Origin of the sequence: Qipengyuania huizhouensis, from assembly GCF_019711635.1 — a bacterium.
In the GTDB taxonomy this organism is placed as follows: Bacteria; Pseudomonadota; Alphaproteobacteria; order Sphingomonadales; family Sphingomonadaceae; genus Qipengyuania; species Qipengyuania huizhouensis.
The window spans coordinates 236605-259084 of sequence record NZ_JAIGNT010000001.1 but is presented as its reverse complement, the minus strand read 5'-3'; the positions used below and the strand labels follow the sequence as shown (position 1 = coordinate 259084).

Genomic DNA, 22480 nt, shown 5'->3' with positions numbered 1-22480 from the left:
CGCGTTGTGGGCTGTTGGTCAAGCGCAAGACCGCGCCGCGTCACGCACGATCAAATCGTCTGCCATTCGGAGCCTGACCTGATGACCAAACCACGGCGCTCCAGATCAATGAGGTGAGCAGTTACCGACATCTTTGCTGCACCATGCAGGCGTTCATCGAGCCCCTTGTACATCCTGGGAACGAAGTCGGCCGCTTCGAGCGGCCCCTCGCGCAAATGACGCAGGATCTGGTTCTCACGCTGGCGCCGGTGGCCGATCATGCCCCGAACGAGTTGGCGCGGCTTCTCGATTGCCTCACCATGCGCGGGATAATAAATCCGGTCATCTTCGCGCGCGTAAAGCTTTTCGAGGCTGCTCATATAATCTGCCATATCGCCGTCTGGCGGGACGACGACGCTGGTCGACCAGCCCATCACATGGTCGCCCGTGAAAACCGCGCTGCTTTCCTCGAGAGCGAAACACAGGTGGTTGGAAACATGACCCGGTGTGGCGATGGCACGCAGGGTCCAGCCCGGGCCGGTCATTGCCTCGCCGTCCTCCATGACGCGATCGGGTTCGTAGGTGCGGTCGAAGCTTGCGTCCGCACGTGGGCCGCTATCGTCAAGTACGAGAGGCGCGCATCCGACGATGGGAGCGCCGGTGCGATGGGCAAGGGTCTTCGCAGCAGGCGAGTGGTCGCGGTGGGTATGTGTGCACATGATCGCGCAGACATGCTCCTCGCCGATAGCGGCGTCGAGCGCCAGAAGATGTTCCTTCTCGTCCGGGCCGGGGTCGATGATCGCACAGCCGTCCCCAAGGCCGACAATATAGGATTGGGTGCCGGTGTAGGTATAGGGCGAAGGGTTGGGCGCCAGCACGCGTCGGACAAGCGGTTCCAACTGCATGGCCTTGCCTGTGGGCCAGGGTTTGGGAGGAGAGCCTGCCATATCCCAAGCCTGTAGCGAATGGAGCCGCTTGTCGATAGGGAGGGTCGCATGGGAGAGAAAATTCTGGTCCTCGACGCAGGGACGACTTCGACACGCGCAATGATTTTCGACCGCCGAGGCAGGATGGAGTCCGTGGCGCAATCCGGTCTGACACAGCATTATCCGAAGCCGGGCTGGGTTGAGCACGACGCTTCCGAAATCTGGGAAAAGACCTTGAGTTGCATGCGTGAGGTGGTGGGTGAGGCTGCTGCCGATATTGCAGCCATCGGGATCACCAATCAGCGTGAGACGGTCGTAGCCTGGGATCGTAACAGTGGCGAACCCCTGGCAAGGGCGATTGTTTGGCAAGACCGGCGAACGGCCGGTTTCTGCGCGCAACTGAAGGAGGGGGGGCAGGAACCGGATGTGCAGAGGCGCACCGGCCTCGTGCTCGATCCCTACTTTTCAGGCACGAAGATGCGCTGGATGCTCGACAATGACGAAGCTGTACGCGCGGCAGCGGGCCAAGGTCGGCTCGCCTTCGGTACCGTCGAGAGCTGGCTCGTTTACAAGCTTTCCGGCGGTGCCCATGTGTCGGATGCCAGCAATGCTAGCCGAACCTTGTTGTTGGCGCTCGATGGCGAACAATTCGACGAGGATCTCTGCCAGCTTTTCGGCGTGCCGAAGGAAACGTTGCCTCAAATCATCGATACGCACGGAGTGCTGGCGAACTGCGCCGCGAACTGCCTGGGGCGCGAAATCCCCATCTGCGGCCTTGTGGGCGACCAGCAATCCGCCACCATCGGGCAGGGCTGCCTTTCTTTTGGGGATACCAAAGCAACCTACGGCACCGGCGCTTTCGTGCTGACCAACAAGGGAACCGATATCCCCCGTTCAGATAATCGTATGCTTGGAACGGTGTTGCATCAGGCGGATGGCAAACGGACCTATGCTATTGAAGGGTCGTGCTTCGTTGCGGGCAGTCTCGTCCAGTACCTGCGTGACCAACTCGGTTTGATCGGAAGCGCCGACGAGACCGAAGCGCTCGCACGTTCGATCGACGATAGCGGGGAAGTCGTCATCGTGCCTGCGCTTGCGGGTCTCGGTGCTCCACATTGGCAGCCCGATGCTCGCGGCGTGATTTCCGGTCTGAGTTTCGCGAGCGGACGGGCGCAAATCGCGCGCGCCGCGCTTGAGGCAATGGCCCACCAGACGCACGACCTCTGCGCTGCCTTTGCGGCCGATTCCGCACCATGGAAATCCCTGCGCATCGATGGCGGGATGAGTGCAAACGACTGGATGGCGCAAGACCTTGCGGATATGCTTGAACTCGATGTCGAACGCCCCGACTTCATAGAAACGACAGCGCTCGGTGCGGCGATATGCGCCAGCGTGGGCGCGGGTTTCTACAGATCACTTGAAGAGGCGGCGGAAGCGATGCGGGGGGCGACCCAAGTCTTCGTGCCGAAGATGGAAGAGAAAGTCAGAAGCGACCGTCTCGCACGTTATGCGCGTGCACTCTCGGCTGCCTAGCGCAGTGCGAAAGCCTCGGAAATGCGGCCCTGCATATCACGCACCGGATCGTTTGCCTCGCCGCCGGTTTGTCGCTGCTCTTCGTCCAGCCGCCTGATCCGCGCGTAGAGGCGTTCGGTATCGCGGATCAGCCCGCGAGCTCCCGGTTCGAGCAGTTCCATATTTTCCGGATCGGAAGGGCGTTCCTCCCCCAGTTTGCCGTGCCGAAGCATTTGCAGCCTTGTCAGTTCGCCCGCATAGTAGGCCCGCTGGTTCAATAACCAGGCCAACGCATGCATCACCCGTGTAGTGGTACGCAGACCTTCTATCGATACAGCCATGCGCACGCGGTCGTTTACATCGCCACGGCCCGTGTCGTCTCGCAGGTCGAACACGGCCCGCGCCTCATCCGCCAGCGCAAGCGCTTCGGTGTAGAGGTCTTCGACAACCTGCTCTTGAATCGTCCGCTCCATGTCCATGATGAACGACGAGCTACCTCTTTAGGTCCTGCAGAACCAAGGGTATGTCCGGGGATGTCCCGCTTTGACACGCGACTCACGCGATGATGTCGGGGATGAGACTATCCTCGATTGCGGAAATACGGTCTTTAAGCTGTAACTTGCGCTTCTTGAGCCGGGCAATCTGAAGCTGGTCGACAAAACCGCCATCGCCGGCCTCGGTGAGCGCCGCAATCGCGGCATCGAGGTCGCGATGCTCGCTCTTCAGCATTTCAAGGCGTTTGCGCAGTTCCTGTTCGTTCACAATCATCGTTCCCGAATCTCGCCTTGTCGCATGGCGTGTCTATGGGGCTTTGTAAATTGGCGAAGCTGTGGTTTGATAATCGGTCTGCGGCGCGTGCCGCCTGGCACGAGTCGCTTCCGGGGTCGCTAACTCTAGAAGGAGCCAAACCTATGCAATCATCCCATGTCGCCGCACTCAAGGCCAAGCATGCAGGGCTCGAGGCCCGATTGCACGACGAACAGGCACGGCCTTCGCCCGACATCACGATGATCCAGCAACTCAAGCGCCAAAAGCTGAAGATCAAGGAAGAAATCGCCGCAACCTGAGCGGCGTAAAAATCTGCGGGGCAGGAAGGTAATACCTTCCCGCGCCCCGCTTTCGCTCTCATACTTTTTTGCTATAGCTGCGGGCCATGTCAGCAGCTTCATCCGCCCGCCAGATCCTCACGCAACTGCATGAGGTCATGGCGGGTCGCCATCACGCCCAGCACAAGCTCGATCGCGTCGTGGACATCATCGCCGACAGCCTGACGAGCGAAGTGTGTTCGATATATCTCCTGCGGGAGGGCGAGCTCGAACTCTACGCCACCCACGGTCTTAATCCCGAAGCCGTCCACGTCACGCGGATGGCTGTGGGAGAAGGTCTGACCGGAACGATTGCCAAGAATATCGAAACGTTGAACCTCGCCGAGGCGAAAGCGCATCCCGATTTTCTCTACCGTCCTGAAACGGGTGAAGAAAAATTCCATTCCTTCGCCGGTGTTCCCATCGTCTATCGCGAACGCGCGGTTGGCGTATTGTGCGTCCAGCATGTCGAGCCTCGTCGCTATGAAGATGTCGAGATCGAAGCTCTTCAGACTACGGCCATGGTGCTGTCGGAACTGATTGCCCACAAGGAACTGGTCGATGGCGAGGAAGCGATCGATCTCGACGAAGTTCCGACCGAATGCGAGGTGATCGAGGGGCTGACCCTTGTGAAGGGGCTGGCGGCAGGACAGGCGGTGTTCCACCAGCCGCGCGTCGAAATCGACCAGGTAGTAGCGGAGGATATCGAAGCGGAGCGTCAGCGGGTCTATCGCGCCTTCGACAAGATGCGCGACCAGATCGACGCGATGGGGCGCGAGCCCGAGTTCGGCAAGGGCGGCGAGCATGACGAGGTGCTCGAGACTTACAAGATGTTCGCCTACGACGAGGGCTGGAGCCGTCGGATCAACGAAGCAATAGACAGCGGATTGACGGCAGAAGCCGCCATCGAGCGTGTCCAGCAACGAACCCGCATGCGCATGCGCGAGATCGACGACCCTTTGCTGGCGGACCGGATGCACGATCTCGAGGATCTGTCGAACCGTCTGCTGCGGATTGTGTCGGGCCAGCTTGGTACGGCGGCAACGCAAGGATTGCGGCGCGATTCCATTCTCTTTGCGCGCAATCTGGGACCTGCCGAACTGCTCGAATACGACCGTCGCCGCCTCAAGGGTGTCGTTCTGGAAGAAGGTTCGCTGACGGCGCATGTGGTAATTGTGGCGCGTGCGATGGGCATTCCCGTGTTGGGCCGCGTTCCTCGCGTGCGTTCTCGCGTATCCGAAGGCGACGAGGTGTTGGTCGATGCCGACAAGGGAACTGTCACCCTGCGACCGTCGCAGACACTGCTCGAAGCCTTCGATACGCGCTTCGCCCGCAACCGTCAGCGTGCGGCTGCCTATGCCGAATTACGCGATGTCGAGCCTTTCACGCGTGACGGTACGCGGATAACCGTGATGATGAATGCGGGCCTGCGCGACGATGTCAGTGCGCTTCAACTTACTGGCGCAGACGGGATTGGCCTGTTTCGGACAGAATTCCAGTTCCTCGTGTCTTCGACCTTGCCAGCGCGCGAACGGCAGATGCGCCTGTACCGCGACGTGCTCGACGCGGCCGACGGCAAACCGGTGATCTTCCGAACGGTCGATATTGGCGGTGACAAGGCGGTTCCGTATCTCGACAATGATACGGCAGAAAAGGACGAGAACCCTGCCATGGGCTGGAGGGCGCTGCGTCTCTCGCTCGAGCGGGAGGGGCTTCTCAAAGCGCAGGCCCGGGCACTTCTCGAGGCGGCTACCGGTCGGCAATTGTCGGTGATGTTTCCGATGGTTTCGGAACCTTGGGAATTCGATGCCGCGAAGGCGATATTCGAAGAGCAGGCGCAATTTCTGCGCGACCGGCGAAAGCAGATGCCGGAAAGTATCGAATATGGCTGCATGCTCGAAGTGCCGTCGCTTGCCGAAGTGCTGGACCTGTTGTTGCCGAAACTTTCGTTCATTTCGATCGGAACGAACGATTTAACCCAGTTCCTTTTTGCCGCAGACCGGGCCAATCCCAAACTGGCAGAGCGTTACGATTGGTTAAGTCCGGCCATTCTGAGATTTCTGTCCCGTATTGCCAAGCAGATGGTGGGAAGTCCTGTCCGGATCGGTGTGTGCGGGGAAATGGGTGGTCGCAGGCTCGAGGCCCTGGCGCTGATGGGGCTCGGCTACACGCGCTTTTCCATCACGCCAGCGGCGGTGGGACCGATCAAGGAACTGGTGCGAAAGGTTTACCTTCCCGATCTGACGACGCAAATGCAGAGATGGTTGGTCAGCCCTCCACCGAGCATGCGCGAAGCGCTGACAGAATGGGCGGTCGAGAACGATATCGAGATCGACTGAGCTCGTCGCTTTTGCGGCGCAATTCATCGGTTTCAAGCCATTCTTACGCAGACAGAGCGGTTGACATGATCGCTGCTACACTTTCTGTACAAATCCGACGGGATCAGGAACACCCGTGGGGCCTCAGGAATTCGGAATTTACATGGAAGAAGAAGGCGGCATCGTCGAAGAGAATACCGCGCCTGTGCGGCGGGCAGGTGATCGGCTGCGCGAAGCCCGAGAGGCCAAGGGCCTTGAAATCGATCAGGTTGCTGCCGAAACGCGGATCCCCCGGCGGCATTTGGAGAGCATAGAAGCAGGCGATTTCGCAGCTCTTCCTTCACGCACTTACGCAATCGGATTCACGCGCACTTATGCCAAAACGCTCGACCTCGACGAGAAGGAAATGCTCGATCAGGTGCGTGCAGAACTGGCTGAAGGTCGTCCACAGGTAAACGAACGCCCGGCCAAGTTCGAACCGGGCGATCCGGCGCGCGTGCCGGGACGCGGTCTCGTCTGGTTCGCAATATTGGCGGCGGCACTGCTGCTTGGCGGAATTTACGCCTTCTACTCGAGCTATTTCACGCCAGGGTTAGGTCCGGCTCCTTTGCAGGCCCCCGCAGAGCAGGTCGCGGCGAACGATACGCCAGAGCAAGATGCCGCTCCCGCCCCGCAACCTGCCGGTGGCCCGGTTGTCTTTACCAGTGAGATGGATGGCACCTGGGTAAAGTTCTACGATGCGAGCGGGACCCGTCTCTACGAGGCCCAGATGGACGAAGGCGATAGTTTCACCGTGCCCGAAGATGCGAACGAACCGCAGGTCTGGACCGGTCGTCCTTATGCGTTAGCCATTACGATCGGTGGACGCGAAGTACCAAAGTTGACCGAAGAGGATACGGTTGTACGTGATGTGGTGGTGAGCGCGGAAGCGCTGCTCGCGCGCGGGGAAAGCGGCTCCGCTTCGCAAACGGCCGATCCTGCAGCGACGACCAATCCGACCACCTGACCACAGGTGCAGCGAGCGGCGGATAATTCGCCTTCATCCCCTCGACAGCATCGTCGAGCTACGGCACTTTTCGCATCGATGAATTTTCCAGCAAGGAACCTTCCCATGATCCCACGCAGCGCACGTGCTTTCGGCCTTGGCGGAGTTGCCTTGGCCCTCATCGCCACCTCCATGCCTCTCGCGGCGCAGGACAACGAAGAAGCACGTATCCGTAAGCTGGAAGCGGAGGTCCGTGCCCTCCAGCGCAAAGTGTTCCCCGGCGGCGATGGACGCTATTTCGAGCCGCAGATCACAGCTCCTACGAATAACGCGCCTGCGACATCGCCTGCCCCCTCGACAACGGCGGTTACCGATATCCTTGCCCGGCTGGATGCCCTCGAAAGCCAGCTCCAGCGGCTGACTTCACAATACGAGGAGGGGGCGAATGCCGTGCGGTTGCTCGAAGGGCGGGTAGAAGCATTGGAAACAACCCGTGCACCGGTACCGGCTCCGGTTCGGACAAATTCCTCCCCTACTGCCGGTTCAGCGGCGGAGCCGGTTGCAACGCCTGATCCTGCACGTGTCGCGGCTGTCCAGGCTATTGCCAAGCCGCAAACCGACGATGCTGGCGACGACGAATATTCTTACGGCTTTCGGCTGTGGGACGCGGGCTTCTATCCCGAAGCTCAGCAGCAACTGACAATGTTCATCGAGGAGTATCCGAACCATTTCCGGACCAGCTATGGACGTAACCTGCTGGGCCGAGCCTATCTGGATGATGGAAAGCCAGCCGAAGCGGCTCCCTGGTTCCTGCGCAACTATCAGGCCGACAAGAACGGTGCGCGAGCCGGCGATAGCCTGTTGTTTCTCGCCGAGGCGATGATCGCGTTGAAGGATACCGAGCGCGCCTGTATCGCATTGTCGGAGTTCGGTGAAACCTACCCAGCGCTTGCGAGCGGTCGCTTGCAGGGAGCATATGCGGCGGCTCGCAGCAAAGTGACGTGCGGTTGACATGACTGTCGATCCGGAGCTGGTCGAGCGGTTCCGGGCCGATCTTTCGTCTCTCTGGCGAGGAGCACTCGATCCGGATGAACAAATCGGAGTCGCGCTGTCGGGCGGGCCGGATAGCCTCGCACTTCTGCTGCTATCCCATGCGGCCTTTCCCAATCGCGTCGAAGCAGCGACTGTCGATCACGGTCTAAGGCTGGAAAGCGCGGATGAGGCCCGTTCGGCGGCTTCGATTTGTGCAAGGCTGGGGGTCCCGCACCAGATTTTGCGGATCCAGGTGGCTGATGGGAACGTCCAGGATCAAGCGCGGCAAGCGCGTTATTCCGTCTTGTCGGAATGGGCAAAACAACGCGGCATAGACAGCGTTTGCACAGCGCATCATTTAGAGGATCAGGTCGAGACGATCATGATGCGCCTCAATCGCGGGAGCGGAATGTCGGGCCTTGCTGGAATTCGCGCGTCCGGCACGATGCCAGAGAGTGAGACGATACTGCTCAGACCATTGCTCGGCTGGAAGCGCACCACACTCAAGCAGGTTGTTCTAGCAAGCGGCTTCGAAGCCGTGCAGGACCCCTCCAATATTGACCGGCGGTTCGATCGCGTCCGTATGCGGCAGGCTCTCGAGCAAGCCGACTGGATCGATGTTCAAGGTGTGGCGCGATCTGCGCAGGTACTGGCGGCGATGGAAGATAGCATCCTTGGGCTAGCTGCCGAAGATATGGACCTGGCGGGAAGCCGTGACGGCAGCATTTTCAGCTATCGTCCGTTTGCACGCTCATCCATCTATCGCCCATCCTTCTGGGGCGAGGTGATTGTCATGATTTACGATAAGATGGGCAAGTCTATCTCGCGCGGGGATGCCGTGCGTATGGCTACGGAACTAATCGACGGTCAGTCGATCAACATCGGTGGTATTCAGGCGATTCCTGGCGAAGAGAATGGCACGGCCATCTGGAAATTTGGTCCCGAGAATCCGCGCCTGACCCATTAGCCTGACAAAGCCGCGGCTTCGCGCGCGACTTTCTCGACCTCCGTCGCATTGATGGCTCCATGCGGCGCGACCCAACTTCCCCCCACGCACAAGACAGGCTCGAAGCCAAGCCATTCGCGTGCGTTGTCCAAGCTGATCCCCCCGGTCGGGCAAAACCGGCACTGACTGAAAGGAGCGGCGAGCGCCTTCAATGCTGGAAGCCCACCCGCCGCCATGGCCGGGAAGAATTTGAAATGTGTGAGCCCAAGGTCGAGCCCGCGCATGATGTCACCCGCATCTGCAATACCGGGGAGGAAGGGAATATTCGCGCGGATAGCTGCCTTACCGAGAGGTTCGGTCAAGCCCGGCGATACGATAAACTCGCTCCCCGCTTCGATAGCATCGGCCAATTCATTTTCGTTGGTCACCGTACCGGCACCCACGATGGCCCCTTCGACTTCCTTCATGGCCCGGATCGCCTCGAGTGCGGCAGGCGTGCGCAGTGTGACTTCCAGAACGCGTAAGCCCCCGGCCACCAGTGCCCGGGCTAGAGGAACTGCATGCTCCACATGGTCTACAACGATGACCGGGATCACGGGAGCGGTCTTCATGATGCTGGCGATACTGTTCATGCGTGTTCTCTCGCGAAAGCAGCAGCAGCGCCGAAAAGGCCTGGCTGTGGATGAGTAATCAGCTTTACCGGGATAGTTGCCATCAATTCGGCGAAACGACCCTTGGCGCGGAAGCGCTGCGCGAAGCCCGATTTGGGCAATTGGTTCCGGAGCCGGTAACCCAGACCGCCCGCGATCACCACGCCGCCAAAGCCACCTTGGACCAGCGCGATATCTCCGGCCACGCTTCCCAATGACAGACAAAAGCGATCGAGTGCCGCGGCGGCCAGGCTCTCTTCGTCCTGCATGGCGCGTGTCCAGATGGCGATATCGTCTTCGTCGCGGGTCTTGCGATTCTCCATCGCAGCAAGCGTTTGATATATGTCCACGATGGCGGGGCCGGAAACGACCCGTTCGATCGAGACCCGGTTATGGCGCTTGCGCAGGCGAGCAAGGATAGCGTCTTCGATGCTATCGAGCGGGGCGAAATCGATATGACCGCCCTCGGTTGCCTGTACGCGATAATCATTGCCGCTGCGCCAGAGATGGGCAACGCCCAGTCCGGTTCCAGGGCCAAGTACGCTTATGGTTCCATCTTCGGTGAGGGGCTGGTCGGGGCCGGTCAGATGGATAAACTGGTCTTCCGGGGCTCGCGCAACGGCGTGTGCAACTGCTTCAAAATCATTGACTATGGTTTGGGCTTCGACGCCGAGCTTCTGCTTCACCAATGCAGGCCGGATAATCCACGGATTGTTCGTAAACCGAATGACTTCGCCGCCCACGGGTCCGGCAATAGCCATCGCCACGCGCGGTGGCAGGCTGCCACCATTGCGTCCACGGAAATCTTCCCAGGCCGTCTGGAAACTTGCATGGTCGTCGGTGTGGAGCGTTTCCGGTTCCCCCAGATCGATTGTGCCATCTGCCTGGATTGTTGCGATCGCAAACCGGGCGTGGGTGCCTCCGATGTCGACGGTTACGAGATCCATGGCCTTACAATCCTGCCATTGCCAGCATCGAGGAGGCTCCTTGTTCGGCGCCATCGGCATTTGCGCGGAACATGGCAAAGAGTTCGCGTCCCATCCCGCTCTGAGTATGGGGTTGCGGAGCGGGCTCGCGACTGTCCAGATCTGCAGTGGTGGAAAGAGTTCCCGTTTCTGCGCTGACCGTTACAATGTCACCGTCTCGCAGGCGCGATAATGGGCCGCCGCCGAGCGCCTCGGGCGTACAGTGAATTGCGGCGGGGACCTTGCCGCTCGCTCCCGACATGCGCCCATCGGTCACAAGAGCAACATGGTAACCGCGATCTTGCAGGACACCCAGGGCTGGAGTAAGTTTATGCAGTTCCGGCATTCCGTTGGCCCGCGGCCCCTGGAAACGGACAACAACTACGACGTCGCGGTCGAGTTCGCCCTTTTTGAAGGCCTCGTTTACGGCATGTTGGGTTTCGAAAACGCGGCAAGGAGCCTCTATCGACCAGTGTTCGCGTTTGACTGCCGATGACTTGAAACACGCACGACCGAGATTTCCCTCCACCAGCCGCATCCCGCCGTCGGCTTGGAACGGATCGGAGGCTGGGCGCAGCATCTCTGGGTCACCGCTAGGGCCAGGGTCTCGCCAGGCGAGGTCATCCCCATCCATGCCAGGTTCGCGAGCGTAGGCCTCGAACCCGCCGTCCCAGATTGTCAGGATATCATCATGCGCCAGGCCTTCGTCCAGCAAGGTGCCTATGACATAAGCCATACCGCCGGCATCGTGGAAACGATTCACGTCGCCTGATCCATTGGGATAAACCCGCGCAACCAGCGGAACGGCACTGGACAGTTCTGCAAGGTCGTTCCAGTCGAACTGAATACCTGCAGCCCGCGCCATGGCGGGTATATGGATTGCATGGTTGGTCGATCCGCCCGTAGCCAGCAGGCCGATCGCCGCGTTGATAATCGCCTTTTCGTCCACCACACGCGCCAGCGGGCGGAAATCATCGCCATCCTTTTTCAGTGCGGCAAGGCGGTGGGTGGCCGCGCGGCTCAACTCCTGCCGCAACTTCGCGCCCGGGGGCACGAAGGCCGCGCCCGGGACGTGGAGCCCCATCATCTCCATCATCATCTGATTGGAATTGGCGGTTCCGTAGAAAGTGCATGTGCCGGGAGAGTGGTAACTGCCCATCTCGCTGGCGAGCAGTTCCTCGCGGCCCACCTTGCCTTCGGCGTAGAGCTGGCGAGTACGCTGCTTTTCCTTGTTGGAAATGCCCGTACCCATCGGTCCGGACGGCACAAAGATTGCGGGCAGGTGGCCGAAACGCAGCGCGCCCATAAGAAGGCCTGGGACGATCTTGTCGCAGATGCCAAGGAGGGCGACACCATCGTACATGGCGTGGCTCAGTGCCACCACAGTTGAAAGGGCTATGGTGTCGCGGCTGAAAAGCGACAATTCCATGCCATCTTCGCCCTGTGTCACCCCATCGCACATGGCTGGCGTCCCGCCAGCAACCTGAACCGTGGCACCAACCTCTCGCGCCCAGATTTTCATCCGCTCGGGATAGCGGTAGTAAGGCTGATGCGCGGAAAGCATATCGTTATAGGCGGTAACGATGCCGAGGTTCGGTCCCCGTGCCAGCATGATCGCCTTCTGATCCTCCTCCGCTCCGGCATAGGCGTGGGCAAGGTTGGAACAGGAAAGCGTTCCGCGATTGACCTGGCGGTCGCCTTCGCGGTCCATCAACTCGAGATAGGCGCTGCGCGATCCGCGCGAATTGTCTATGACACGCTGCGTGACGCGGTGAATGGTGTCGTTGAGCTTAGTCATCGTGCCAGGTTACCCCGTCGCGTTCAGCGAGCGCAATGGCCGCGCTCGGGCCCCAGGTGCCTGCGGCATAGGGCTTTGGCTGCGTTGCATTCTCGGTCCAGAGCGCGCGAATATGATCGATGAATTCCCACTGCGCTTCCACTTCGTCGCGCCGGACGAAGAGTGTCTGATCGCCATGGACGAGATCAAGCAGCAGGCGTTCGTAAGCAATCCGGCGTACGACGTCTGCAAAGGCATCGGGCATGGCGATGTCGAGCGGTACAGGACGTAAGCGAAGGCCATCGTTGCCCAATCCGGGGACCTTGGCCATCATCGTCAGCTGGATGTTCTCCTTGGGCTGGATTTCGATAACCAGCCGGTTCGGTTCGGTTCGCACGCCGCGGCCTTCGAAGATGGAGTGTGGGATGCTGCGAAACTGGACCACGATTTCCGTCACTCGCTCGGGCATGCGCTTGCCGTGGCGCAGGTAGAAGGGGACCCCTCGCCAGCGCCAATTGTCGACATGAGCTTTCAAGGCGACGTAAGTTTCGGTGTTGCTGTCTTTACCAAGTTCCTCGTCGTAACCAGGCACGCTTTTGCCATCGACCGCGCCGGCGCGATACTGGCCGGTGACGACCTCTTCTGCCTTGACCGGGCGCAATGCCCGCAGGACCTTTACCTTTTCGTCCCGAACTGCAGTAGCCTCGAACGAGGTTGGCGGTTCCATGGCGACCAGCGCGAGCAGCTGGAGCATATGGTTCTGCACCATATCCCGCAGCGCCCCGCTGTCATCGTAGTAAGCAACGCGCGATTCCAGGCCGACGGTTTCGGCGACCGTTATCTGGACATGTTCGACGTAGTTGGAATTCCAAACTGGTTCGAGCAGGATATTGGCGAAACGAAGTGCCAAAAGGTTCTGGACGGTTTCCTTGCCCAGATAGTGGTCGATGCGAAAAATGCGATCTTCGCTGAATGCCTTGGCAACTGCATCGTTGATCTCGCAACTGCTCGCGAGGTCAGTGCCGAGCGGCTTCTCAAGTGCAATCCTGGCGTTACCCTTAGTCAGGCCGACCCTTTTTAGTCCCGCAATGGTTGGCTCGAAAAGGCTGGGCGCAGTCGAAAGAAAAATCGCAAGGCCATTGTACTCGCCGACTTCCTTCGCCAGCTCATCATAGCCTTCCGGAGTTGTGGCATCGACTGGCACGTAGCTCAGCTGGTTAAGAAAATCGGCCATCGGACCGCGCCGGTTCTTGGGGAGGTATTTTTCAAGCGCCTCGCGTGCGAACTGGCGGAATTCCTTAGTGGTTATTTCGGATCGTGCGGTGGCTACGATACGCAGGTCGGCATCGAGCAAGCCGTCGGCGTGCAACGCGCAGAGCGAGGGAAGCAACATGCGCTGGGACAGGTCGCCCGTAGCCCCGAACAGAAGGAGGCGGTCCGCTTCGAATTTTACTTCCGCCATGTACCAGCCATCGGTAGTGAATCTCCCATGAGGGCGGGTTATCAGCGCTGTCGGTACAGCACCAGAGCGCCGCATTCCTATTCTTTTGAAGCGATCAGCCTGCTGTCACGGCAACATGCTTGTCGCCGAACTCCGTGATACCAAAGCTGGTCAGGAAACTGACATCGGCGGCATCCCGGCCTACGCCGATCTTAACCGTCTGCGCCGGATCGGCCATGCCGGTAGCATCGACGAGCTGCCATGTGCCGCCACCGTCGGTTTCCGGATCGTTCAGAAAGACCTCCGCCACGGCATGAAAATCGGGCGGATCGACACCCGGCGCATAGCACGCGACATAACGAGCAGGGATGGTGCTGGCACGCGCAAGGGCGATCAGGATATGCGCATAGTCGCGACAGATGCCCCGGCGCTCGATGAAGCTGTCCAGGGCGGTGGTTTGGGGCCCGGAAGCGCCGGGAGCGTATGTCAACTTGCTCTTCATCCAGTCGCAGATAGCCGCGATGCGTGCGCCACCATCCGTTCCCCTGAACTCGTCTTCGACAAAGGTCTGGAAGCGATCGGCCGGGCAGTAGCGGCTATCGAAGAGATATTCGACTGCTTCTCCGGGCGTGTCGTGTGGAGCGAGTCGATCAAGAGCGGACAAGTCGGCTAGCTGGCGGTCAAGTTCGATCTCGGCGCTATAGGAAACCTCGAAATTGCCTCGCGCCCTGATCCAGATACGCTCGCCGATTTCATCTTGCGCAGGGACCCTGGCACAATGACCCGCTTGGGTCAGTTCAGTGTCTGTCGTGACTATCCGCTGCTCGGGAATTGCTGCGGCTTCGAACTGGAGGAGGACATCGGTCGTGTGCGGGAGAGTAAATGAAAAGGTGGATTGGATGGAGATGGGCATGATGACCCAACGCAGGATATCATGCTCTGTTTCCTGAACGAGCCAATACCCATCCAGAGCAAAGAAAAGGGGCCCCGATTAAGGGGCCCCAATCACTTAAACTTCGATCGGCTAAGATCTATTTTTCCTTGCCGAAAAGCCAATCCCAAATGCTCCACATATTTGCCTCCTGTTGACGGACAGGAAGCAATAATCTGTTAACCATGCTTGTTTGTAAAGCGTTAACTATGCTTTTAAAGCGCCGATATTTTCCAACTCATTGAATTTCAAGAGATTTTCTAGGCTCATAGGCCTTGCCAAAACATAACCTTGGACATGTGTGCAGCCCATTTCCGTTAGCATTTTCAAGGTCTCAGTGTCTTCCGCACCCTCGGCCACCACACCGATTCGCGCATGCCGACCCATGTCCACGATACTTGCTACGATCGCTTTAGCTTTCGAGCTTTTGGCCATGTTCGCAACAAACAGTCTGTCGATCTTCAGTTCATCGAATGGCAACTCTAAAAGAGTTTCGAAGTTGGTCTCGCCAACACCGAAATCGTCCATGGAAATGCGAGCGCCGAGTGCTCTAAGTTCGTTCAGTACCGTTTCCGCAGTTGCTAGATTTCCGATCCGCGATGTTTCGGTAACTTCCAGAACCAGATACCGCGGGTCGAACCCTGTCATCTGCAAGACGTTGCGCACCATGCCGACGATCCGCATGTCGGACAGCAGCGTGGCGGAGATGTTGACCGACATTGTGATTGAACGTCCACGGAAATGCATCAGACGACCGGCTGCGCAGGCGTGTTCGAAGACATATTCTGTCAGCGCTTCCATACGCCCCGCTTTTTCGCACTGAGCGATAAAATGCATCGGAGGAATGAATCCGCGTGCAGGGTCCTGCCAGCGAACTAGCGCCTCTACGCCCGTCATGGTACCGTTCCGCGTATCCACCTTTGGTTGGTAGACACAGAAAATCTCTCCGGCCGACATTGCTTCGTCGATGCGAGCGCGCAGCGAAATATCCCACAATTCGTCAAAGCGCGAGCTACTCTCTGCAATTTTTATAGGTTGCAGGGCCTCTGAGCTTTCTTCCGCTGCTGCTACCGCAGCAGCCAAGCGTGCCGCAGGATCTCCATCCAGCCTTGCAACTCCAAAGCTTATACCGACGTCGACCGATGAACCGGCCACATTGAGCGGCGCGGCAAACATCGCGCGTAGCCCTTCGAGGTGTTCAGCCAATGTGGCACTGTCTTCCTCTTCAGAATGCCAAGCCAGGTGGTGACCCTCTGAATAGATGGCCAGTTCCCCATCGGTTGCACGGAGACGATCAACCAGCTTAAGAATATACTGTGCCCGTTCGGCGCGAGAGAGAGTTTTCAAGACATGCTCATATCCATGGATGCGCGCCACAACCAAATGACCGCGGGCATGGATGTCCTGAGATGTCTCCAGTTCTAGCGCTCGTAGTTTGGGAAGGCCTGTCTCGTTGTCGACTAATGCAACCCGGTCCTGCCAGCGCGCACGTGATCGAAGTGTCCCATAGACAATCAGGATCGCGGCACAGTACGACAGCTCCATTCTGACGCCGATAAGGCTGCCGCCATAAAGCGTCAGCGGGATTATTGTGGCGAGTATGGCATAGCCAATCTGGCGATGCTGTCGTCGACGAATGACAATCAGCATCGAAGCGAAGAGCAGCAAATAGACTATGATCGCGGGAACTGCAGGCAAGTAGCCAGTCCGGCCCGATTTAAGAGTTTCCGCCGCATAGATCGCGACATAACTATATGGGACCGAAAATTGTCCGGGGACACGCTGCTGAGATTCCGAAAGTCCAGCATCTTCCCCAATGACAACTGTCCTTCCCACAAGGTTGAGCACATTACCGTCCGCAGCGATATCAGCCAGAGATAAGGATGCCATGTCTTCGGGCGGGATCGAATAATCGATCTGGAACGAGCCGGGACGCGTATCTTCGATGCCGGCCAGTGATGCAGATAGTGACGGGAAGCGCCCGCCGCGAACGCTATGAGCAAATTCGCTGGTCCAAGTGAAGCCCATCCAATTGCTCGAACGCTGAGAAACTACCCGCTTTGCTTGTCCAGCAATTTCGGGCAGGGTGGTAACAACCCTGGCGTTGTTTACTCCGTTGAGATCAATCCGGTCGACGATAATCGCACGGGCACCAAGCGCATTGATTGCGGTTGCAAGCTTTCGATCTGCTGATGCAGAGGTGGATGCTTTTGGGAAGGCAATGTCGATATAAACTTTCCCGACCCCCTGATGATCGAGTTTAGCCAGCGCTTCGGCGAGATCTTCGCGCCGCGAGGGGAGTTGCGGGTCGGCCATATTCCGTTCTGCCCCGATGAAAACAATATCGCCAGAGGGTGAGTGGCTGACGAATTTCGATTGAAAAACCCAACTGAGCTGATCCACAGGACCCAGAAAAAGGGTTGCAAACAGGACGAGGGCCACGAAGCTGCTGATCGAAAGATGCTTCAATCTCTCAAGTACGCCCTTCGGCAGGCTGCCGAGCGACTTGAATGAGCGCGCTTGGGCGCGGTCCAAGGTGCGGACGAGGTTCATCTCGCACACGTATGGTCAGATTAGGTTTAAGAATGTTTTGACGCGGAGGTCACTTTTTTCACCAACCGACGAGAATCCGCGCTTTCCGGTGGTTAAAGCCGCAGCAGCAAAACAGGTTAAGAATCGCGGCTCCAGATAATCGAAAACATCCGACTTTGTCGCAGTTTTCCTATTTTAAACAAACTCTTACCACGTGTGCGATTTCCTTAATGGTCGGTTCGGAACGTCTGCGAATAGCTATTTTTCGTAAATCGCCCCGAAAAGATCGTGGGCATCGGCGTCCTCAACTTCGACATTCACGATATCTCCAGGAGCTATCGTTTTCGGAACATTACGTAGATAGACTGCGCCGTCGATTTCGGGTGCATCGGCTTCGCTACGGCCCGTGGCTCCGATATCGCCATCCTCATCCGGTTCGCCTACTTCGTCGATGATTACGGGCAGGATCTTTCCTACCTTGGCGGCTAACTTGGCGGCACTGATCCGTTCGGTAACCTCCATAATACGCGCGTAACGCTCTTCTTTGACCTCTTCGGGAACGGGGTCGGGAAGAGAGTTGGCCTGCGCCCCTTCCACAGGTTCGAAGCGAAAAGCACCTACGCGATCGAGTTGCGCTTCCTCCAGCCAATCGAGCAGATACCGGAAATCTTCCTCGGTTTCGCCGGGAAATCCGACCACGAAGCTCGACCGTATGGCGATATGGGGGCATATTTCACGCCATGATTTCAGCCGTTCCAGGACCTTGGCTTCGTTCGCCGGCCGTTTCATCGATCGCAAGACCTTGGGGCTTGCGTGTTGGAAAGGAATGTCGAGATAAGGCGTCAGCAGACCTTCCGCCATCAGCGGAATGACTGCATCGACATGGGGATAGGGATAGACGTAATGCAGGCGCACCCATGGCGGGGTGCCTCCGCCAATGTCTAATTGTCCAAGCTCCCGCGCAAGATCGGTCATATGGGCCCGAACATCCTGGCCCTTCCACTGACGGCTCTCGTGACGCGTATCGACGCCATAGGCGCTCGTATCCTGGCTGATCACCAGCAGTTCCTTGGTGCCGGCCTCAACCAGCTTTTCCGCTTCGCGTAGCACTGCATCGATCCGGCGGCTGGCGAGCTTCCCGCGCAGATCCGGAATGATGCAGAAAGCGCAGGAATGATTGCAGCCTTCGGAAATCTTCAGATAGCTGTAATGGCGCGGCGTCAACTTCACGTCGGGCTGGGGTATCAGGTCTATGAAAGGTCCTTGGGTAGGCGGGGCATATTGATGCACCGCTTCTACAACCTGTTCGTACTGGTGCGCGCCGGTCACTGCCAGTACCTGCGGATGCGCGGCCCGGATCGCATCGGCTTCCTCACCCATGCAGCCCGTCACGATTACCCGGCCATTTTCAGCGATAGCCTCGCCGATAGCTTGCAGGCTCTCTTCCTTCGCACTGTCGAGGAAGCCGCAGGTATTCACCAATACGACGTCGGCACCGGCATAATCGGGGCTCATCGCATAGCCATCTGCGCGGAGGCGGGTTAGAATGCGTTCGCTGTCCACCAGTGCCTTCGGGCAGCCGAGGGAAACCATTCCGACCTTTTTCTGGTCGGGGATCGAGGTGGTAAAGGTGTTCATAGCTATGTCCGTGAATCGGGCGCGGCCCTACACGGCTTCGCCGCTTTACGCTAGTATCACCATGGGTTGCCCAAGGGGGAGAGGGAAATGAATCTTCTTGATGTGAACTGGTTGGCGGTCGTCTTGGCGGCGCTTGGCGGATTTCTGGTCGGCGGTATCTGGTATGGCCCCGTCATGGGCAAGCGCTGGATGTTGGCCGTCGGCAAGACGGCAGACGATCTCAAAAACATCAATCCGGTCAAGACCTACGGATGCACTTTCCTGCTCGCATTACTGGCGAGTTGGACTCTGGCACATACCTTCGCGAGCTACGCCATCGATCTCAGCGACTTCGTCAAAATTCTCACTGCTTTTGGCGTGGCTCTCGGGTTTATCGTTCCCGCTTTGTGGACGAATTATCTGTTTCAGGGGGCACAGCGGCCGCTTTATTGGATCGACGCTGGCTATTGGCTGATTTTCTATACCGTAATGGGACTGGTGCACGCTCTAATGAGGTGAGAGATTGCTCAGCCGCCTTGGCGCAGGACATCATCCTTGATGTGTCCGTCGCCCCTGCTTTCGCCATTCGGGGTGGCGATGATTTCGACGATGATATCGCCGGCCTTCAGGTTTTCGCACTCTTCTTCCCAGAACCCAATCGCGCGCCCGTCGCGGTAGACGCGCAGTCCTCTGCCGCCGGTCCGCAATTCACTGATGGCACAGCCGACTTCTTCTTCGGTCACCTTGCGTTCGACCAGTTGCACGCGGCCGGAAATGCTGGCGAGATCCGCTAGATATTCGGCGATATGTTCGCCCTTGGCGCTGCCGGCGAGCAACAGGCCTGTGAAACGTACAGGATTGATGACGTTGTTCGCACCTGCCTGACGAGCAAGCGATTCATTGTCGTCCGCGCGTACTACCACGCTGATCGGGACATGCGGAGCAAGGGCACGAACGGTTAGCGTTATCAGGATCGTGGTATCGTCGCGGCCGGCGGAGATGAGTACGTTCTGAGCCTCACTGATGCGAACTGCCTTAAGGGTCTCGTCACGCGTGGCATCGGCGGCCATAACGTTGCAGCCAAGGGATTCTGCGGCGTGAAGCCTTTCCTCGCTAGGATCGATCACGACGATCGTGCTTGGATCGGTGCCGCGTTCGATCAACTCGGCGACAGCCTCGCTGCCGGAAATTCCATAGCCCAGCACGACGATATGGTCGCTGAGTTGTTCCTGGATTCTGGCCATGCGGAATTTCTCCCAGCTTCGTTTGATAAGGAAGTTGTAGGCCGTGCCCACGAAAATGAAGAGGACGGCGAAACGTACCGGTGTCACGATGACGGCTTCCACCAGTCGCGCGCGGTCCGAAATGGGCGCGATATCGCCAAAGCCGGTCGTGGTGATGGATATCATGGTGAAGTAGATGACGTCGAGGAAGCTGACCTCACCGTCGAGATTGTCGACCAGGCCTTCCCGATCCCACCAGTGGATCATGACCACCACGAATATCAGGAATAGCGCCAGCCCCAACCGGATTCCCAGATCGCCCCAGACGGGAATTCTCGTCGCACGACGCAGCGGCTGGAATCGCGGGCCACGATATACCCGGTTGGTCCGGCCACCCGGAGTAATACGGTCGAGTTGCTTTCTCTCGCTCATCCGGCGCCTAGGTGCGCGAGCACATGGACGCGGTCAATAGCAATCACCTCTGGAAACGCTGCCCGAGCGCTTCCAGAGAGGAGTGATGCGTCAGATCGAGCTGTAACGGGGTGACCGAGACGTAACCGTCTGCAATCGCTTCCAGATCGGTCCCATGGTCGGGTGTGTGTTCGATGGCCTGCAGGCCGAACCAGAAATAGCGGAACCCACGAGGATCGCGGCCTTCCACGACCGTGCCGCGCGAATAATCGTGGAAGCCCTGCGAGACTGCGCGAATGCCCTTCACATCTGCGGGTGCGCGTGGAGGGAAGTTCACATTGACCAGCGTGCGTTCCGGCAAGGGGGTATCCAGCAGGGGGGCCAGTACTTTCGCGCCCCACTCCTGCGCTGCAGCGAAAGACATGTCGTCGCCCGCGTCTTCGCGGCCGATCACCTGGCTTAGTGCGATCGACCGGATTCCCGCGAGTGCGCCTTCGATCGCAGCGGAAACCGTACCCGAGTACGTAATGTCATCACCTAGGTTGGCTCCTCGGTTGACGCCGGAAAGGATCACGTCGGGCGGGCCGTCCATGACCTGCCTGAGGCCCATGGTTACGGAATCGGTAGGCGTACCGGTGACGGAGAAGCGCCTCTCGCCAAGCTTTCGCAGGCGGACCGGGCGGGTGAGGGTGAGCGCGTGGCCCATTCCGGACTGTTCCTCATCCGGGGCACAGATCCAGATATCGTCGGAAAACTGCCGCGCAATCGCTTCCAGCACTTCGAGGCCGGGGGCGTGGACGCCGTCGTCATTGGTCAGGAGGATTTTCACGCCGCAGGCTCCAGCTTTTCGATCCCGCCCATATAGGGGGCAAGGCATTGCGGGACGGTGACGCTGCCATCCTCGTTCTGATAATTCTCCATCACCGCGACCAAGGTGCGGCCTACGGCGAGGCCCGATCCGTTGAGGGTGTGGACGTAACGGGTCTTCTTTTCGCCTTCGGGACGGTAGCGCGCATTCATGCGGCGAGCCTGGAAATCGCCGGTATTCGAGCAGGAGGAGATTTCGCGATAGGCCCCCTGGCCCGGGAGCCAGACTTCGAGATCGAAGGTCTTGCGCGCGCCGAATCCCATGTCGCCGGTGCAAAGAAACACTCGGCGATAAGGTAAATGAAGCGCTTCAAGTATGTGTTCAGCGCATCGAACCATGCGCTCGTGCTCGGCGGCGCTGTCGTCGGGGCGGCAGATGCTGACCAGTTCCACCTTCTCGAACTGGTGCTGGCGGATGAACCCGCGCGTATCGCGTCCGGCTGCGCCCGCCTCGCTGCGGAAACAGAGCGTATGGGCTGTAAGCCGGATCGGTTCGGCGAGGTCGCCCAGGATCTGATCGGCCACCGAAGCGGTCAGGCTGACTTCCGAAGTGGGGACCAGCCAGCGATCATCGGTGGTCCTGAAGCTGTCCTCTGCGAATTTCGGCAGCTTGTCGGTGCCATACATCGCCGCGTCGTTGACGAGTACGGGCGGATTGCATTCGGTGTAGCCGTTCTCGCGCGTATGCGTGTCGAGCATGAACTGGGCGAGGGCACGGTGGAGGCGGGCCATGTCACCGCGCAGGAATGTGAAGCGGGCACCGGAGAGCTTTGCACCGGTTTCGAAGTCCATTCCGAGTGCGGGCCCGAGATCGGCATGCTCCATCGGCTCGAAGTCGAAATTGCGTTTATCGCCCCAGGTGGCAACTTCGACATTATCGGTTTCGTCCGCACCCTCTGGCACGTCTTCTGCAGGTATGTTGGGCAGGCGGGCGAGCAAGTCTTCGAGCTCGGTGCCGGCCGCATACTCGGCCTCTTCCCATTGCGGCATGCTTGCCTTGATTTCGGAGACCTCTGCCTTGAGCGCTTCCGCCCTGTCCTTGTCTCCCTGCCCCATGGCCTGGCCGATCGCCTTGGAGGCTTCGTTGCGGCGGCTTTGCGCTTCCTGCACGCGAGTCTGGGCCTCGCGCTTCTTGGCATCGAGGGTGATGATACGATCGGCGACAGGGTCCGCGCCGCGCTTCTTCATGGCGGCATCGAAGGCTTCGGGGTTGGTCCGGATGAAAGCGATATCGTGCATGGGCTGGCGCTATGCCGACTGCCGGGCTTCATTTCCAGTGCAGA

At 59.0% G+C, this 22480-nt stretch carries 20 protein-coding genes; 7 read left to right on the top strand and 13 right to left on the bottom strand.

What is annotated here, in order from left to right:
* Positions 1-50: 50 nt before the first annotated feature.
* Positions 51-926, bottom strand: coding sequence for an MBL fold metallo-hydrolase (locus K3180_RS01240; protein WP_221537837.1), 876 nt, complete (start codon positions 924-926; stop codon positions 51-53).
* 48 nt (positions 927-974) lie between these two features.
* On the opposite strand from K3180_RS01240, the gene glpK reads away from it, so the two are divergent.
* The gene (glpK, locus tag K3180_RS01235; protein ID WP_221537836.1) at positions 975-2438 is read left to right on the top strand and encodes a glycerol kinase GlpK; all 1464 of its coding nucleotides are present in this window, start codon (positions 975-977) and stop codon (positions 2436-2438) included.
* On the opposite strand, the gene K3180_RS01230 is transcribed toward glpK, so the two are convergent.
* Together K3180_RS01230 and K3180_RS01225 are read right to left on the bottom strand one after the other, a co-directional pair.
* Entirely contained in the window at positions 2435-2890 is a 456-nt protein-coding gene (locus K3180_RS01230; protein ID WP_247710216.1) for a DUF1465 family protein, read from the bottom strand. The two genes, glpK and K3180_RS01230, sit on opposite strands and share 4 nt — an antisense overlap.
* A gap of 82 nt (positions 2891-2972) precedes the next feature.
* Positions 2973-3179, bottom strand: coding sequence for a DUF465 domain-containing protein (locus tag K3180_RS01225; RefSeq protein ID WP_221537834.1), 207 nt, complete (start codon positions 3177-3179; stop codon positions 2973-2975).
* Between the two features lie 149 nt (positions 3180-3328).
* Between K3180_RS01225 and K3180_RS01220 the strand changes: the two genes are divergently transcribed.
* The 5 genes from K3180_RS01220 to tilS all read left to right on the top strand — a co-directional run bounded on the left by K3180_RS01220 (position 3329) and on the right by tilS (position 8804).
* The gene (locus tag K3180_RS01220; protein WP_221537833.1) at positions 3329-3484 is read left to right on the top strand and encodes a YdcH family protein; all 156 of its coding nucleotides are present in this window, start codon (positions 3329-3331) and stop codon (positions 3482-3484) included.
* Between the two features lie 86 nt (positions 3485-3570).
* Positions 3571-5841, top strand: coding sequence for a phosphoenolpyruvate--protein phosphotransferase (gene ptsP / locus K3180_RS01215; protein WP_221537832.1), 2271 nt, complete (start codon positions 3571-3573; stop codon positions 5839-5841).
* A 115-nt stretch (positions 5842-5956) separates the two neighbouring features.
* Positions 5957-6826, top strand: coding sequence for a helix-turn-helix domain-containing protein (locus tag K3180_RS01210; protein ID WP_345719406.1), 870 nt, complete (start codon positions 5957-5959; stop codon positions 6824-6826).
* A gap of 105 nt (positions 6827-6931) precedes the next feature.
* Positions 6932-7816: a tetratricopeptide repeat protein gene (locus K3180_RS01205; RefSeq protein ID WP_221537831.1), complete on the top strand. Its 885-nt coding sequence runs from the start codon at positions 6932-6934 to the stop codon at positions 7814-7816.
* Between the two features lies 1 nt (position 7817).
* Entirely contained in the window at positions 7818-8804 is a 987-nt protein-coding gene (tilS, locus tag K3180_RS01200; RefSeq protein WP_221537830.1) for a tRNA lysidine(34) synthetase TilS, read from the top strand.
* Here the strand turns inward: tilS and eda are convergent.
* The 7 genes from eda to rimO form a co-directional block, all read right to left on the bottom strand.
* The gene (eda, locus tag K3180_RS01195; protein ID WP_221537829.1) at positions 8801-9415 is read right to left on the bottom strand and encodes a bifunctional 4-hydroxy-2-oxoglutarate aldolase/2-dehydro-3-deoxy-phosphogluconate aldolase; all 615 of its coding nucleotides are present in this window, start codon (positions 9413-9415) and stop codon (positions 8801-8803) included. The genes tilS and eda overlap by 4 nt on opposite strands.
* The gene (glk, locus tag K3180_RS01190; RefSeq protein ID WP_221537828.1) at positions 9412-10380 is read right to left on the bottom strand and encodes a glucokinase; all 969 of its coding nucleotides are present in this window, start codon (positions 10378-10380) and stop codon (positions 9412-9414) included. The genes eda and glk overlap by 4 nt, the downstream gene beginning before the upstream one ends.
* 4 nt (positions 10381-10384) lie before the next feature.
* Entirely contained in the window at positions 10385-12196 is a 1812-nt protein-coding gene (gene edd, locus K3180_RS01185; protein ID WP_221537827.1) for a phosphogluconate dehydratase, read from the bottom strand.
* Positions 12189-13637: a glucose-6-phosphate dehydrogenase gene (gene zwf, locus K3180_RS01180; RefSeq protein ID WP_221537826.1), complete on the bottom strand. Its 1449-nt coding sequence runs from the start codon at positions 13635-13637 to the stop codon at positions 12189-12191. The genes edd and zwf overlap by 8 nt, the downstream gene beginning before the upstream one ends.
* A 94-nt stretch (positions 13638-13731) precedes the next feature.
* A complete protein-coding gene (locus K3180_RS01175) occupies positions 13732-14529 on the bottom strand; it encodes a transglutaminase-like domain-containing protein (protein ID WP_221537825.1) in 798 nt (265 codons plus the stop codon).
* Positions 14530-14754: 225 nt separating this feature from the next.
* Positions 14755-17100, bottom strand: a complete 2346-nt coding sequence (locus K3180_RS01170) for an EAL domain-containing protein (protein ID WP_221537824.1) — start codon at positions 17098-17100, stop codon at positions 14755-14757.
* 237 nt (positions 17101-17337) lie between these two features.
* Positions 17338-18717, bottom strand: coding sequence for a 30S ribosomal protein S12 methylthiotransferase RimO (gene rimO, locus K3180_RS01165; protein ID WP_221537823.1), 1380 nt, complete (start codon positions 18715-18717; stop codon positions 17338-17340).
* Between the two features lie 87 nt (positions 18718-18804).
* Here rimO and K3180_RS01160 point away from each other — a divergent pair, with 87 nt between their 5' ends.
* Complete coding sequence (locus tag K3180_RS01160; protein WP_221537822.1) at positions 18805-19215, top strand: DUF1761 domain-containing protein; 411 nt, start codon at positions 18805-18807, stop codon at positions 19213-19215.
* An 8-nt stretch (positions 19216-19223) separates the two neighbouring features.
* On the opposite strand, the gene K3180_RS01155 is transcribed toward K3180_RS01160, so the two are convergent.
* Genes K3180_RS01155 through serS form a run of 3 tightly spaced genes read right to left on the bottom strand, consistent with a single transcriptional unit; the run spans position 19224 to position 22436 of the window.
* Positions 19224-20351 (bottom strand): potassium channel family protein, encoded by a 1128-nt coding sequence (locus tag K3180_RS01155; protein ID WP_221537821.1) that lies wholly within the window; start codon positions 20349-20351, stop codon positions 19224-19226.
* Positions 20352-20394: 43 nt separating this feature from the next.
* The gene (gene surE / locus K3180_RS01150; protein ID WP_221537820.1) at positions 20395-21159 is read right to left on the bottom strand and encodes a 5'/3'-nucleotidase SurE; all 765 of its coding nucleotides are present in this window, start codon (positions 21157-21159) and stop codon (positions 20395-20397) included.
* A complete protein-coding gene (gene serS, locus K3180_RS01145) occupies positions 21156-22436 on the bottom strand; it encodes a serine--tRNA ligase (protein WP_221537819.1) in 1281 nt (426 codons plus the stop codon). Before serS ends, surE begins: the two co-directional genes overlap by 4 nt.
* Positions 22437-22480: the final 44 nt, after the last annotated feature.